This window comes from Pseudomonas sp. GW821-FHT07B01, from assembly GCF_059419065.1.
In genome coordinates, this window is record NZ_JBWKRA010000005.1 from 124,442 (window position 1) to 138,616 (window position 14,175).

The 14,175-nt window shown below is 60.2% G+C and carries 13 protein-coding genes; 4 read left to right on the forward strand and 9 right to left on the reverse strand.

Going from position 1 to position 14,175, the window contains the following annotated elements; translation table 11 throughout:
• Positions 1–12: 12 nt before the first annotated feature.
• From fapE to AC07S6_RS07905, 6 genes are all read right to left on the reverse strand, one after another.
• A complete protein-coding gene (fapE, locus tag AC07S6_RS07880; RefSeq protein ID WP_495112025.1) occupies positions 13–756 on the reverse strand; it encodes a fibril amyloid subunit FapE in 744 nt (247 codons plus the stop codon).
• A gap of 37 nt (positions 757–793) precedes the next feature.
• Complete coding sequence (gene fapD / locus AC07S6_RS07885; protein ID WP_019817800.1) at positions 794–1,474, reverse strand: fibril amyloid maturation endopeptidase FapD; 681 nt, start codon at positions 1,472–1,474, stop codon at positions 794–796.
• Between the two features lie 61 nt (positions 1,475–1,535).
• On the reverse strand, positions 1,536–2,270 hold the full coding sequence (gene fapC / locus AC07S6_RS07890) for an amyloid-like fimbrin subunit FapC (protein WP_003190893.1): 735 nt from the start codon (positions 2,268–2,270) through the stop codon (positions 1,536–1,538).
• Positions 2,271–2,338: 68 nt separating this feature from the next.
• On the reverse strand, positions 2,339–2,890 hold the full coding sequence (fapB, locus tag AC07S6_RS07895) for a fibril amyloid subunit FapB (RefSeq protein ID WP_020301092.1): 552 nt from the start codon (positions 2,888–2,890) through the stop codon (positions 2,339–2,341).
• The gene (fapA, locus tag AC07S6_RS07900; protein WP_495112026.1) at positions 2,890–3,348 is read right to left on the reverse strand and encodes a fibril amyloid chaperone protein FapA; all 459 of its coding nucleotides are present in this window, start codon (positions 3,346–3,348) and stop codon (positions 2,890–2,892) included. The genes fapB and fapA overlap by 1 nt, the downstream gene beginning before the upstream one ends.
• A 314-nt stretch (positions 3,349–3,662) precedes the next feature.
• Complete coding sequence (locus AC07S6_RS07905; protein WP_197883452.1) at positions 3,663–4,661, reverse strand: FecR family protein; 999 nt, start codon at positions 4,659–4,661, stop codon at positions 3,663–3,665.
• A gap of 148 nt (positions 4,662–4,809) precedes the next feature.
• Between AC07S6_RS07905 and AC07S6_RS07910 the strand changes: the two genes are divergently transcribed.
• Positions 4,810–5,079, forward strand: coding sequence for a PepSY domain-containing protein (locus AC07S6_RS07910; protein WP_014718736.1), 270 nt, complete (start codon positions 4,810–4,812; stop codon positions 5,077–5,079).
• Between the two features lie 19 nt (positions 5,080–5,098).
• Here AC07S6_RS07910 and AC07S6_RS07915 read toward each other — a convergent pair whose 3' ends face one another.
• Positions 5,099–10,240 (reverse strand): dermonecrotic toxin domain-containing protein, encoded by a 5,142-nt coding sequence (locus AC07S6_RS07915; RefSeq protein ID WP_495112027.1) that lies wholly within the window; start codon positions 10,238–10,240, stop codon positions 5,099–5,101.
• Between the two features lie 170 nt (positions 10,241–10,410).
• Here AC07S6_RS07915 and AC07S6_RS07920 point away from each other — a divergent pair, with 170 nt between their 5' ends.
• Positions 10,411–11,448 (forward strand): Ldh family oxidoreductase, encoded by a 1,038-nt coding sequence (locus tag AC07S6_RS07920; RefSeq protein ID WP_495112028.1) that lies wholly within the window; start codon positions 10,411–10,413, stop codon positions 11,446–11,448.
• Positions 11,449–11,481: 33 nt separating this feature from the next.
• Here AC07S6_RS07920 and AC07S6_RS07925 read toward each other — a convergent pair whose 3' ends face one another.
• The gene (locus AC07S6_RS07925; protein ID WP_019817806.1) at positions 11,482–11,802 is read right to left on the reverse strand and encodes an ElaB/YgaM/YqjD family protein; all 321 of its coding nucleotides are present in this window, start codon (positions 11,800–11,802) and stop codon (positions 11,482–11,484) included.
• Positions 11,803–11,966: 164 nt separating this feature from the next.
• Between AC07S6_RS07925 and AC07S6_RS07930 the strand changes: the two genes are divergently transcribed.
• Positions 11,967–12,221, forward strand: coding sequence for a hypothetical protein (locus AC07S6_RS07930; RefSeq protein ID WP_003190904.1), 255 nt, complete (start codon positions 11,967–11,969; stop codon positions 12,219–12,221).
• Here the strand turns inward: AC07S6_RS07930 and AC07S6_RS07935 are convergent.
• Positions 12,193–13,113, reverse strand: a complete 921-nt coding sequence (locus AC07S6_RS07935; protein ID WP_197883458.1) for a LysR family transcriptional regulator — start codon at positions 13,111–13,113, stop codon at positions 12,193–12,195. The two genes, AC07S6_RS07930 and AC07S6_RS07935, sit on opposite strands and share 29 nt — an antisense overlap.
• Positions 13,114–13,204: 91 nt before the next feature.
• Here AC07S6_RS07935 and AC07S6_RS07940 point away from each other — a divergent pair, with 91 nt between their 5' ends.
• The gene (locus tag AC07S6_RS07940) at positions 13,205–14,131 is read left to right on the forward strand and encodes a carbon-nitrogen hydrolase family protein (protein WP_197883460.1); all 927 of its coding nucleotides are present in this window, start codon (positions 13,205–13,207) and stop codon (positions 14,129–14,131) included.
• Positions 14,132–14,175: the final 44 nt, after the last annotated feature.

Below are 14,175 nucleotides of genomic sequence, written 5' to 3' on the forward strand. Positions count from 1 at the left end.
GGTCAGCGTAGTTCAATAACCGAGCGTGCGTAGGCCTTTGAGTTGATCCAGGTTGCAGTTCAACGCGGCGTTGTTCAGCCCGTTATTGTTCATCACGACATTGATCTGGGTGATGTTTCTGACAAGGTTGCTATCGCCGGTCAATACCGTGCCCTGCAGCACATTGCCGGCGCCGATCTGTTGCAGGCTGTTGCCCTGGTTTTGATTGGCCTGGATGGCCATCTGCACGCCGCCACTGTTGGCCGATACGCTGACGCGGCCCGCGGCGCTGTCCCCGGTCACTGTGCCGCCCGCCACCAGCACCTGGCCGGACTGCAGGTTATTGGCGGGGGTAACCCCATTTTCGACGTTGATGCCCACATTGTTGTAGGCCGCGTTGCCATCGCCGGCGGTGCGTACACTTTGGGTCACGCCCTGGCCGCTGCCGAGGCCGGCACCCCCGACCACATTGCCGGTGCCCGTGTTGGGGCGCGTGCCGGTACCGGTTGAGCCGGTGGTTTGCACGTAGAACTGTGGGGTAATGGTGGTCTTGTCGATCTGCATGTTGGCCGTGCCGGTGATGTTGCTACCTTCGGCATTGGTCCAGGTGCTGCTCATGACGATGCCAAAGCTGATGATGCGTCCCGGCATCACATAACGGCCGCGCAGCTCGGCCATTTCGGCGTCCTTGAGTTCGATGGGCTTGAACCCCGAGGACGCATAAGCAGGCATTGAGGCGGCCAGACACAAGACCGTCAGCCAACGGGAAGTGTTCATCTGCTGCTCCTGGGGCGTCCTGCCCCTTATTGCGCTTCTAGAAGAAGTCGCTCTGGATAAAACCGAAATCCATCAGCTCGGCATCGCCCACAGGCCGGAACTCATTCATCTGGCTCTTGGCGGTCAGCGGCAGGGGCGGGTCGAGCAAGACGTTGGCCTTGTCGTAACCCTCGCCCAGTACGGCGAAGACAATGCCATTCCAGCCTTTGACGAAATCGTCATGGGAATAGCGCTTGTGGCCCAATACGGGGTCGCCGATGTACACCCAGTCCTTGTCGGCCCGTTGCAACACCACGAAGTGCTTGTAGCCGCGAATTTCCAGCAGCACCACCACGGGGATTTTCACGGTCAGCAGGGTCTCAGGCGCGATCTTGTAGCCCCGGGCACGCATGCCGATGCTCTCGAGGTAGCGCTTCATGTCCAGCATGGAAAAGCCCTGGGTTCGCACCAGGTCCTGGTCGGCGGTGACCAGCATGCCTTTGATGATGTGTGCTTCGTCGACGTCCAGCCAATAGGCCTGGCGCAGGATGGTGGCGAGTGCTGCGGCACCGCAGCTGAAGTCGGTTTTCTGTTCCACCAGGTTGGCGAACCGGCGCTCGCGAATGCTCTCGACCTTCTTGAAAATCACCGCACCGCCGGGCATGGCGGAAATCGCCATGGTGCCTGCCCAGGTCGTGCCGGTGAGTAACATCAGGAGGGTGAGGGTCGCGATACGCATGATCGAATGACCTGTTGGACACTGGAATAAAAAAGGGCCTTGTCGCCAAGGCCCCGTTGGATCAGAAGCGCACGCCGCTGGCGCAGACGCTGCAACCTTGGCCGATCGACAGGCTGTTGCTGCCTTGGTTGCCTGCACCCGATTGCAGGTTGACACCTACGTTGCCGGAGTTGCGGTTAACCGAGTTGTCGAGGCTTGCGTTGTTGGACACGTACTGAGGCTTGCCATAACCATGGCTGCTGGCGGCCGTGTTCAGGTAGCTGTTGTTGAGCGAGTTCTGCTCGGTGTTGGACGCTGCTGCGATGTTCTTGCCGTCAGCGGTGGTGATGGCCAGGTTGTTTTTACCCTGGTTACCCTGGCCGGCCTGGCCGTTGTAACCCACGTTGCCGGAGTTGCCGGTGATGGAACCGTCCAGGGAGGCGTTGTTTTGCGTGCCTTTGTTGACGAAGTTGTTATGCGAGCTGCCTTGGTCGACATCGATCACGGCAAACACGGTGGCGAAGTCGCCTTTGGCACTGGAAATGGCGCCGGCGTTGTCAGCCTGGTTGCCGGAACCTGATTGTGCGTTGACCCCGACATTACCGCTGTTGCTATTTACCGAGTTGTCGGCTGATGCGTTGTTCTCGGTGTTGGTGTCGTCGAATTTGTTGTGTTCGCTTTTCTGTACGTCAGTGACCACAGCGGCCACAGTACCGGTGGGTTGTGGGGTTGGATGCCAGCCACCCGCTTGAGCAGCAGCAGCCATGAGTGCGGCGAGAGCGAAAACCATTGGTTTCAGAGCCATTTGAGGTTTCATGGTGTTTCTCCTTGCTTCTAATTAGTTGGTTAAGTGTTGGTACGGTCTAACGAACGTCTACCAAGCGGTTACTTGATAGTGATGCCCAGGGTGTTAGCCACTCGGTTCCCCACCCCGGCACTCTGGTTCACCTGTGTCACTCCTCGGCTGCCGGTGAAGGCCTGGTCGCTGGTCACGACCTGGCGGCTGCCAGTGGTGGGGGTGAGCCCTGAGTCGGTTGCCAGCGTCGTCGTGTTCTGTTGCAACAGGACGCTGTCATCGATGCTCTGCGGGCCAGGGTTGAGGCTGATCCGCACAGCGTTGATGGATTGGTTATTAGCCCCGGCAGACTGGTTGATGCCCAGTACGCCGTTGCCACTGCTGAATGAGTTGCCCTGGATCGCGGCCTTGGCGTTCAGGGACGGGTCGACCTTGCCGTCGACGCGCTGGATGTCGACGTTGGTGGCCTGGCCACCGAGCGCGATGGCGCGGCTGTTGGACATTTGTTGCCCCGTGCCGGCGGCCTGGTTGATCGACAGCACGCCGTCGTATTGCTGGCCGCTGTGGTTGATCACGGCGGTGTTGTCGGCCATGGCCGAGGCGCTGCCCAGCAGGGCAAGCACCAACAGGGCGCGCTTCATCACTTGCCCCCCATCATGCTGCCGAGGTTGTTGAGCGGCGCCATGCCACGCTGGATCGATTCGCTGATCTGCCCGCCCATGCTGCTGCCGCTGCCCGCACCATGGCCTGCCGCTGCGCCAGCGCCGAGTGTCGACATGCTGTTTTGGGTGGCGCCCAGGCCCGACAGGCTGCCGTTGGGCTGCAGGGAGCGGGCGAGGCTGGAACCACTGCTGATGCCGCCGATGTCCCTGTCACTGAGTTCGCCGGTCAGGGCGCTGTTGATCTCTTTGCTGGGGTTGGCATTGGCGGTGTTGGGGTAGGGGTCGGGCAGCGAGGTGCGCCCGTACATGTGGCCCTGCACCGTACGCCCGGTCACGATCACACCGTCACCCGCCTGGCTCGTCAGGCTGACACCTGCACTGAGCACGCAACTGATCAGCAGTACGTTTATCGACGAGGCGTGTGTGAGTGTGTTCACGGCGGCAGTCCTTATTCTTAACGCTGACCCTAAACAGCGTTGTCAGGGAAAGAGCAGAAGGCGTGCCGCTTTTTATTAGATGTGGTTATTCAAGGGGTTGGGAGAAAGTCGAGGCAAAGTGATGGCAACCCTGTATCAGGGTTGAAACAGTCTCAAAAGCTTGAGATAGGCCGATGCTCATCTCACGCTGTCTCAGCCATGTAACACTGCCTGTGACAGAACCATGAATCCGCATACGGCGGGCGATGCAGGTGAGGGAGGTGTTTCAAAAATGGACACCTGCGGCCCAAACGTCCCGCTTCGTGCGAGCGGGCTCAGCCCTTGGGGGCTTTACGGGGAATGGAGTTGAGCACGGGGTTGCCGTCCTGGTTTTGGGTCAGGTAGACCGGCAACACCTTGGGCAGGGAGGGCACGAGGTTGTTGACCTCATTGATGTTGTAGATACCGCCGACGCGAATCGCGCCGGTACTGGCGTCTGCGAGCATCACCGGCTTTTTCAGGTAGCGGTTGATCAGGGGCAAGGCGTCCGTGAGGGTCAGGTTGTCGAGCACCAGCTTGCCCTGGCGCCATGCCAGCGCGGTGTCATCGGCATTGATAGCGGCGACCTGCGGGGTCGCGTCACCCTGATGGAAACTGGCTTGCATGCCTGGGCTAAGCGGCACACTGGCATGCTCGCCGTCGCTGGAGATCTGCACCGAGCCCTCCAGTAACATCACCCGCACCTGATTTTCATATTCCCAGACATTGAATTGCGTGCCGGTCACTCGCACCTGGCCTTCGCCGGCCCGCACGATAAACGGGTGGTGGCTGTCGTGCGTGACGTTGAAGAACGCTTCGCCCTTTTTCAGGGTGGCACGGCGCTGGTCCTTGTAATGGCTGTAGACCAACTCGGTGCCCAGGTTCAACTCCACTTGGCTGCCATCGCCCAGGGTGACTTTTTTCAAGCCATTGGCTGCTTCGAACCGCTCATAGGAGCTGGGCAACCAGCCCGCTTCCCAGCCGGTGAAGGCGGCAAGCGGCAATGCCGCCAGGCACACCGCTGCGGCCACCGCGTAGGTGCGCAAGGGGCTGGCTGGCTTCTTGATTGGGACCACCACCGCCTCAGGCTTGTCGCGGGGCAGGTGGTCGGCCACGTCCCAGATCTCGAGCATGGCTGCATATTCGAAGGCGTGCAGCGGATGGGCATCGTGCCACTGGGTAAAAGCCTGACGTTCGCCCGCCGTGCAATCTGCAGCATGCAGGCGCATGCACCAATGCGCGGCGGCGTCGGTGATGGCGTCATATTCGGTTTCTGAAAGGGGCTTTTCGCTCATTAACTCATCCTGATTTCCCACATTCTAACCTCCCAAGGTGGACGGCGAGAACTGCATCATGGCGATTGCACATCAATTGGAACTTATTCTTGTTTGTGTGCGCCTAAAAATTCAGGAATTAACCTGTCGTCCACTATGGAGTACGAAAATGTTGAAGAAAACCTTGATCGCCCTGTGTGCTACTTCCGCGCTGTTGAGCGCTGGCGCCGCCATGGCCGACAAGCCGGGTGCAGGCTGGATCACCATTGAGAAAGCCATCGAGGTGGCGAAAACCAAGGCCGGCTACATTGAGGTCTACGCCGCTGAAGCGGATGACAATGGCTATTGGGAAGTCAAAGGTCGCAAGTCCGATGGCATCGTGTATGAGGCGCGCATCGACGGCGCTTCCGGTAACGTGCTGCGTGACCAGAAAGACTGATGCACTCGCCGGGGGCCGTTCAGGCGCCCGGCTCCACCTGGCGGCCAAGATGGGTGATCAGGTACGTCACCGAGTCGGCGTTGGCCAGAATGGTGTCAATCCGTTTATCAGGGACTGACATGAAAATGATCCTCGCGTCCTGCAAGGTCTTGGCGCCGGTGGCCTTGAAAATTTTCTTTTCAATTGCAGAACCTGGTTTGAAGTCTTCCCACAGTTCGGTGAGGGTGTCTTGAGTCTTGAACAGCATCGTTGCAGGCGTCATCGTCGATAACGCGGTGCTGCGCAGATCTTCCAGGGTGGTTTTAAGCACTTCGGCGCCGGGCCTTTCGATATTGATCAAGTCTGGGAAGGGTCGCATGCTGTCCAGGTAGGCAATGTCCACGGTGTCGAGCTTCAAGTGCGATAATTCGTGAATCAGCGTGCTGGCCCTGGCGTGCGTCGATATGTTGAACGCCACATTTTCCAGCAGACGGTTCTGGTAGACGTCCAGATTGGGGTCGAAGAATCGGCTCAGAAGATACAGCTTGCGTTCTGTGTCAGCGGGAATCATGAATGCATAATCCGACGCCGGATCCTGTCGGCTGGTGCCCGCGACAAAACGCATGGAGTTCGGACCGGTCAAGCTGGGGTCGGTGAGTTCATCGATGATCTCGTCGATTATTTTTGTGACTCTCAAGACCTGGTCCGGGGTCAGTGTGACGACACCAAACATTTCCCCTAAAAATCGCCCAACCCGGCTGTCAGGGTCGCGTTGTACAGCAAATTGCGCAACGTTGCGGCGGCAGTTCAGCGCGTAATAAGTCGCAAAGTTCAACGCTTCAGTGATGGCCTGGGCTTTCCAATAGGTCAACGCGCCAATATCGCGGATACCGACCGCTTCAATGTTGATGTCTCGTACCTCATTGCGCCACGTCTTGAGGTACGACTGGGCCCTGCCGAAGCGCGGCTCCTGGCCGTCCAGCTTCAGTACCCATATGCCCTGCGCATTACGGCCGATGTACGGCCCCACCTGCTCGTCGTTGGCGAGGCGCCAGTGTTGTGCGGCTTTCTTGACGCTATACACCTTGCCGGCCAGCGGCACGTAGTATTTCGCGTTTTTCTGGTCTTCATACACCTGGCTGAGCGTGCTCTTTTTCAGGTCTTGCAACGCCACGTCCTGTGCCTCGAACGGTTGCAGCCGGGTGCGCGAAGGGCAGGTGACATGCCAGGTGGCGAGGGTGGTGGCTGCGGGCAGTGACTCATCTGTCAGCTCGGCCAGCGAGCGCTCCTTTTCAGTGGGTGGGGCAAGGGCGGTGCCGTCCAGCGCACTGCGCAGGGCGGCCATTTGCGCCACGCCCCTGACGAAATCCTTGAATGCAGCCTGCCACTGGTGTAGCTGCAAGGCTTCGGCCGAGCGCTTGAACAAGGTGTAGCTACGCCATACCACCAGCGGGTAGGCGAGTTTGCCGGCCATGAACTGCACCGCCGTCGGGATTTGCGTGCCGAACAAGCGGGTCGCATGATCCCACAAGGTCTTGGTGCCTTCTTCGAATTGGCTGCCCAGTACCTTGAGCAACATCAATGTGTTCTCGCTGAACAGGTAATGCAGCACATTGCCCGTCACTGCCGAAGCGGCCAGGCGGATATCGGACGGGCTATGCTGGTTGTTTTTCAGCAAATGGCGGTAGGTGGCCTGGTGCGGATCTTCCAGGTGCATAAGCACCCAATCCTGCAGGATGCCGGGCCTTTGTATCTCATCCAGCAAGGCCGTTTCATCCGCGTATTCCTTGAACACATGCTGTTCGCTGTACGGCGCGTAGAGCACCCATGGACCCTCGCCAGGAAACTGCGGGCCGATCAGGTACACACCCAGCACCTTGGCGGTACTGGCGCCTTCGGTAGCGATCAGTTCCAGCGGTCGAATCATCGCCGTGGTCCCGCTGAGTGAAGCTCGGGCCACGGTGTCCGGCATATCGAAAATCTGCTGGACCAGGCTCAAGGCTCGGGTGGAAAGCCGCTCCTGCAACCGTTGCTCGTCGGCGTGTTGCAGCGCTTGCCACGGCAACTGACGGCAAAACAGACGCCTGCGTTGGCGTGCATCATCGGTTTGCGCCTCAAGGTGGCTTCGCACCTGTTGCTGATAAGCGCTTTTGAGATCCAGCTGTCGCACCATTTGTATCACGGCACTTGCGTCCAGGGCTTGCGGTAATGACTTTGCCGTGCGTGAACGTGGGCGGATGTGTTGAACCGTCAGATTTGGCCAGTGCCGCAACGCAAAGTCGGTCAGGTTGTCGACATTCACATCGAGCACTGCATCGGTGGGGATCAGGATGTGATCGGGGTTGAGCGCCTGGCCGGGAAAGCGCGCCTCAAGCAGCGTCATCAGCGTGGTGAAGGCATAAGCACGCAGGGGTTGGATGTCATGCAGGTAGTCATGTTCCTCGTCGGCGTTGTTGCAGTACTGCTCCAGAAGCTCAGCCTGGTGGATTTGGTCCTGGGCCGGCGCCACACCCAGCCACACCGGCAGTGCCTGCTGGTTGACCATGGCATCGGCCAGTGTGATTGCCCTGCCAAGGTTGGTGGGCGGAGGCTGTTCGATGACGGCGTCCAGCCGATCCTGCAAGGCACGGGCGCGCAGGCCCATGGATTGCAGGTGATCCACGCCTTCCATGACCGCGTCGTTGTAGCTGTCTACTCGGTCATTCAACAGGTCCTGATCAATACGTTGCAGCGGGCCCTGGCGAAATGCCTGATGGGGCTCGCGCAAGCTGAACGGCAGATTCTCCAGCAGGCTCAAGCTGTTGATCGGGTGCGCCAGGCGCTGGGTGATTTCATCGCGCAGGGCGTTGATCGAGGCAAAGACTTCGTAGCCCAGGCGCGGGGTCCAGAGCAGCGCCTGGCCCGAGCGCTGCGGGTCGATACCGCCGCGCTCAGTAATCACGAACGTATTGGCCAGCGGTTGTGGCGTATCGACGGCGTTCAAGTCCAACGTCAACCCATAGGCATCCGGCAAAAATCCGTTAAGGCCATGGCGTGTCAAGCGCGACAGACTGTCGGGCTGAAGTAGCGTGTCGAGAATGGCCTGGCTTGTGGGCGCCAGGGTTTTATCCAGCGACCTCAGCTCGGCTTCGCTGCGTAACCCCACCAGCATCGAGTGGGCGTGTTTGGCGTGAGTCTTGACCAGAAACTCATGGGGTTGCTGGCGCATGGCGTGCTTGGAAAACAGCAGCAGGACGCGCTCGATGACGGTGTTGAACGTCTTGAGCGTCATGCTTGGCAAATGCACGAAGACATTGCCTTCGCCCCGCGTATAGAACTTCGTCCTGGACGAGAAGGGCACCGCAGGCGCCTCTTGGGCCAGGCGTTCAATGAAGTGCTCAAGCATGCTCAATGACTGCACTGTCGCACGCTCTTCACGCTCCTGGGCACGCGTGGCGTAGGTATTGATAAACACCTCTTCGGCTTTGACTGACTGTTGCTGCAGTTGCAGTTCAGCGTTGAGCGTGTCAGCGACGATGCTACGTAAGGTCGGGTGGTGCGCGCGCTCCATCGCCAGCGCACGCTCAATCGCCCGCAGGTTCTGAAGCTGCAGCCGGGCGCGCTCGGCCTTGACGGTCGTAGGGCGGCCATTACCACGGGTGACCGGATGCAAGGTCCAGCGCCCGTTGGTCTCCAGTGTGGCCAGTTGATTGTCCAGCAAGGCACGTACGTCCAGGGCACTGTCGAGCAGGGCTGCGAGGTCCACTTGACCATCGCTGCGCCGGTAGATTTCCAGGGCGTGGTTAAGGTTGTCCGTTTGCTTGCGCGCAATGTCTTGTACCAAGGTCACGAACACATTGCCGGGTATCGGCCTTGCCGCGATGGTGATCGGGTCCAGGCCGAGCAGCGTGTCGCGCTCATCCAATGAGAGGAAGTTGAGCCATTCGTCCTCGTAGCCTTCGGCCTTGAGCATGCTCAGTAACCGGTCTTTGAGGTCGTCGAGGTTTTCCAGCACCTGTAACCCGCGCGATTGGGTGTAGAGGTACGCGTGGTGCTCGGTGAGCATCAAGGTGCTCGCTGGTTCAACGTAATGTTGATGAGGGGCATAAAGGCGCACCTTTTCTACGCTGAGGTTTTCGGCATGGGCGCTGCGGGCGCTTTGGTCGCTGAGGAACAGGGCCTGAAGTGCGTGGCTTTCCTCGGCGGTAATGATCTCGCCCTGGCGCTTGAGCAACACATCGAGGCGAAACTTCTGCGCCACGCCTTGAGCAAAAAAATCCACGCGCGAGGTGCCGCTGTCGATATCTTCATTCCAGTAGGTCTGCAACAGGCTTTCCAACAGCTTCGAGAAAGTACTGGAGCTTTGTTCGATCAAGGCCTCCCAACGCCGGTGATCTTCTTCCCGTTCAGAGGCAGTGAAGCCAGTGGTGTCATGTTTTGGGTTCGAGTATTCGCGTGTCTGCCCTTTGGGCCACCTGTGGCGCACATAAAATTGCAGCAGCGCTTCGCTCAAGGTCTGCGAGTTGACCCAACGTGGCGTTGCTTGCTCAGCTTCGCGGGTTAAGACATTGACCCGTGTGTCCCGTTGATCCAGGTGTTTGAAATGGGGGCGGGCCATGACGCTCAGCAGCGTGTCGAGCATGTCAGGCAAGGTCGGGGTTTTTTGCAGGTGGTCGAGCATGGCCTTGACGTTATCCAGCTGGCAGGCCTGGAGCATGCGTGCTTGCTCCGGCATGACTTCACCCTCGATGAGCTGAGTGGTCAACACCATGGGCGTGTCAGCGCCCAGCGCATTGCGTTGGTCCATCGACAGGTAGCTCAGCAAAGGGGCGCTCTGCAGTGGCTCTTCCAATTGCTCGATCAATTCACTCAGCAGGGCAGCGTGGCTGTCATAGACCTGTATGCCGTTATCCGGGGTGTAGAGCAATGCCTTGGCGGCGTCGGGTGTCGGGCTGATCGCGAACGCGCCGGCAAGGGGAATGGGGGGCTTGCCGGAAATGTTGATCAGGACCTTTTCAACGCGCATGGGGTGATCATGCCGGCTTGTGTCCTGCCGAGACTCGTCGGTAGCCAGGTAAAGGTTGTACAGCCAGTCAAGGTCTTTGGCGGTGAGCCCCAGCGTACGTTCACGAGCGGTGGGCGAGGCTTTGCCTTGGGGTTTGAGAAACTCAGGGAAGAAATACGGGGGTGTTAAGCGAACCACAGCCTGTCTCCGGCGTGCCAGGAAAAGCACAGGGTAGGCAGGCGTCCGTGGTGCAAGGCGGTAAATATTCAGCGCTGCGCACGTTGACAACGCAGAGCGTGCGTGGTGTTTAATCGAGGGTCTGGATGTCCCATTCGTTGCCCCTTCCAATCATAAAAACGGAGCTTCAAATGTCTGCGCAGTCCCCGACAGTTGCCACCGCTTGTGCCTCGATCCGCTTCGCTGAACTGGAGGAGTTACTTCATCAGGTGTTCGTTCGGCACGGCACATCGGCGCAGGTTGCTGAGATTCTTGCGCACAACTGCGCAAGTGCCGAGCGTGACGGTGCCCACAGTCACGGTATTTTTCGCATCCCCGGTTACCTTTCGACGCTGGCCAGTGGATGGGTCAACGGCACCGCCGTCCCCAGCGTGACCGATGTGGCCTCAGGCTTTGTGCGCGTCGATGCGGGCAATGGTTTTGCCCAGCCGGCCCTGGCGGCGGCGCGCCCGTTGCTGGTGGAGAAGGCACGCAGCGCCGGCATCGCGTTGCTGGCGATCCATAACTCCCATCACTTTGCTGCCCTGTGGCCGGACGTCGAGCCGTTTGCCGAGGAGGGGCTGTTGGCACTCAGCGTGGTCAACAGCATGACCTGCGTGGTGCCCCACGGCGCGGATCGTCCGTTGTTCGGCACCAACCCCATCGCGTTTGCGGCACCCCGGGCCGACGGTGCGCCGATAGTGTTTGACCTGGCCACCAGCGCCATCGCCCATGGCGACGTGCAAATCGCCGCGCGCAAAGGCGAGCGGTTGCCACCGGGCATGGGCGTCGATAGCCTCGGGCAGCCGACCCAGGACCCTAAAGCCATTCTGGAAGGCGGCGCACTGTTGCCATTTGGCGGGCACAAGGGTTCGGCACTGTCGATGATGGTGGAGTTGCTGGCGGCAGCGTTGACGGGCGGCAACTTCTCTTTTGAATTCGATTGGACGGACCACCCAGGCGCGCGTACGCCGTGGACAGGCCAGCTTCTGATCGTGATCGACCCGAGTAAAACCGCTGGGCAAAGCTTCGCCCAACGCAGCCAGGAGCTGGTGCGGCAGATGCATGCGGCGGGGTTGCGTCGATTGCCGGGGGACCGACGCCATCGTACGCGGGCGAAGTCGCAGGAAACCGGGATCGAACTGGATGTGCAGGCGTTGCGCGAGTTGAGGGCGTTGGCGGCGGGGTGAAACAGGCTGCGCGGGGGGCGCAGCCTGAATGGATCAGTTACGGCGACCCAGCAACAGGCCGACCACCAGGCCAAAGCCTGCGGAAATGGCCACGGTCTGCCATGGGTGCCCGCCGATGTAAGTCTCGGTGGCATCCACGACCGGCTTGCTGCGTTCACGCACGTTGGACACCGATTCCAGGGCTTGCTTGAGTTTGATGGCAACCTGCTCGCGCAGGGTTTCACCTTCCTCGCCCACCAGGGATGCGCTGCTTTTGAGCAGTTTGTCCGACTCTTCGATCAACGCGCTCAGTTCGCTGAACGCTTGGTCCTTGATTTGATCTTCGACAGCTTGGGCGGCGGTTTTGCGGGCCATTGAGTGACTCCTTGCAGGTGGATGTGGCAGTGAACAATGGAGTATCGGGGGGAGGCAAAAGTTGCAGTTTTTTTCCCCATGCGCTCATCCGAGGCAAAATCCGGATCGGGAACTTTGGGCCTACAGTGTAAGATGTCACCTATTTGTGCAGCAGGTAATTCAACATGAGCTTCAATCTCGCCAACAAGACCCTCGCCGAACGCGCCGAGCTGGAAGATGAAAAGTCGCGCCTCTACGACCTGTGGCAAACCAACCTGGGCAAGGCCAAGGGCGAAGCCGCGCGCTTGTTCGGTGAGCGCGCCAAGCGCAAGGGCAAGTGGGCCGAATGGGTGCGTGCCGAACTCGACGGCATGTCGCCGCCGGAGTTTTCCAACATGGTGCGCAGTGAAGTCAACAAGCTGATGGCGGCGGCGAAGTAAAGCACGCCACAATCGCTTCGCGCACCTTGAGCAACAGCGGGTCCAACTGAGCCTGGGTACGCCAGCCCAACTCCACCGGGTAATGCGGTAGCGCCAGCGGGCAGGGCAGCACGCGCAGGCCGGTCATTTGCGCAATGGCGTGGGCTGCATGCCCGGGAATGGTTGCCACGGCGGTGCTGCCTTGGAGCAGATACGGCAGCGCGGCAAAGTGGCTGGTGGACGCGCACACGTGGCGCCGCAGCCCGTGGGCGGCCAAGCCTTCATCGGTAATGCCGATAAACCCGCCTGACGACACCAACACATGTTCCCGTGTGACAAACCCCTGCAGGTCGATAGTCTCCTCGCCCGACGCCAGGCTATGGGGGTCTACCAGGCAACGATAGTCACCTTCCCCCAGCACCTGTCGGCTCAGCCTGCGCTCGGTAAAACCGCCGGCGGTAATGGCCAGGTCCAGCGTGCGGTCGAGCAGGGCGGCGGCGACGATCTGGCTGTAGGTCTGGCGAAAGATCACCCGTAGCTTGGGCAGGCGCAGTGCGATGGCCTCCATCAGGCTTCGGCCATAGGCAATCTCGAAGTCATCCGACAGCCCCAGCACCACCGAGCGGCCCTCGTAGTGCAGGTTTTGCGGGCTGATCATCGCCAGGCTCTGGCGGCAGCGATCCAATGCCTCACTGATCACCGGTTTCAACTGATTGGCTCGCAATGTGGGCGCCAGGCCGCGTCCGGTGCGCACGAACAAAGGGTCGCCGTACAGCTCACGCAAGCGCCGCAAGCCCGCGCTGATCGCCGACTGCGTCACACCCAGTCGCAGCGCCGCACGGCTGGCACTGGACTCGTCGTGCAGGGCTTCGAAGGTTTTGAGCAAGTTGAGGTCAACCTGGGCGATATTCATTTGGCTCATATCATTTAGCACTGAGGTGGGCTTTATTCATGATCGAGTCTGGCCAGAGAATGGGCAACCCCTATCTATCGGAGTAAGCCTGATGCCCGTATCGACTGTCGCAGCCCTGCAAATCGGCGCCTTGCCTGGCGGCAAGGCTGACACCCTGGCGCAGATCCTGGCCTATGAGGATCAAATCCAGCGCAGTGGCGCGCACTTGGTGGTCATGCCCGAGGCGTTGCTGGGCGGCTATCCCAAGGGCGAAAGCTTTGGCACGCAATTGGGTTATCGCCTGCCCGAGGGCCGGGAAGCCTTTGCACGGTATTTTGCCAATGCCATTGACGTGCCGGGGCCAGAAACCGAGGCGCTGGCCGGGATGTCGGCGCGTACCGGTGCCAGCCTGGTGCTGGGCGTGATTGAACGCAGTGGCAGTACGCTGTATTGCAGCGTGCTGTATTTCGAACCCTCGGGCGGCCTGGTGGCCAAGCATCGCAAGCTGATGCCGACAGGCACCGAGCGGCTGATCTGGGGCAAGGGCGACGGCTCGACCCTGCCGGTGATTGACACCGCGGTTGGGCGTATCGGCGGCGCGGTGTGCTGGGAAAACATGATGCCGTTGCTGCGCACCGCGATGTACGCCAAGGGCGTCCAGGTGTGGTGTGCACCCACCGTGGACGAGCGCGACATGTGGCAGGTGAGCATGCGCCATATCGCCCATGAAGGGCGTTGCTTTGTGGTCAGCGCCTGCCAGGTGCAGGCATCGCCTGAAGCCTTGGGTGTGGAGATTGCCAACTGGCCGGGTGACCGTCCGTTGATTGCCGGCGGCAGCGTGATCGTCGGGCCCATGGGCGATATCTTGGCGGGGCCGTTGGTGGGCGAGGCGGGGTTGTTGACGGCGCAGATCGATACTGATCAGTTGGTGCAGGCCCGCTACGACTACGACGTAGTGGGGCATTACGCCCGGCCGGATATTTTTGAATTGGTGGTGGACGAGCGCGCCAAGCCAGGCGTTCGCTATATCACTGACTGAACGCAATCAACCTGTGGGAGCTGGCTTGCCTGCGATAGCGGCGC

Coding starts and splice junctions, on each gene's coding strand:
- fapE (WP_495112025.1), bottom strand. CDS start 756: ATGAACACTTCCCGTTGGCTGACGGTCTTGTGTCTGGCCGCCTCAATG.
- fapD (WP_019817800.1), bottom strand. CDS start 1,474: ATGCGTATCGCGACCCTCACCCTCCTGATGTTACTCACCGGCACGACC.
- fapC (WP_003190893.1), bottom strand. CDS start 2,270: ATGAAACCTCAAATGGCTCTGAAACCAATGGTTTTCGCTCTCGCCGCA.
- fapB (WP_020301092.1), bottom strand. CDS start 2,890: ATGAAGCGCGCCCTGTTGGTGCTTGCCCTGCTGGGCAGCGCCTCGGCC.
- AC07S6_RS07905 (WP_197883452.1), bottom strand. CDS start 4,661: ATGAGCGAAAAGCCCCTTTCAGAAACCGAATATGACGCCATCACCGAC.
- AC07S6_RS07910 (WP_014718736.1), top strand. CDS start 4,810: ATGTTGAAGAAAACCTTGATCGCCCTGTGTGCTACTTCCGCGCTGTTG.
- AC07S6_RS07920 (WP_495112028.1), top strand. CDS start 10,411: ATGTCTGCGCAGTCCCCGACAGTTGCCACCGCTTGTGCCTCGATCCGC.
- AC07S6_RS07925 (WP_019817806.1), bottom strand. CDS start 11,802: ATGGCCCGCAAAACCGCCGCCCAAGCTGTCGAAGATCAAATCAAGGAC.
- AC07S6_RS07930 (WP_003190904.1), top strand. CDS start 11,967: ATGAGCTTCAATCTCGCCAACAAGACCCTCGCCGAACGCGCCGAGCTG.
- AC07S6_RS07935 (WP_197883458.1), bottom strand. CDS start 13,113: ATGAATATCGCCCAGGTTGACCTCAACTTGCTCAAAACCTTCGAAGCC.
- AC07S6_RS07940 (WP_197883460.1), top strand. CDS start 13,205: ATGCCCGTATCGACTGTCGCAGCCCTGCAAATCGGCGCCTTGCCTGGC.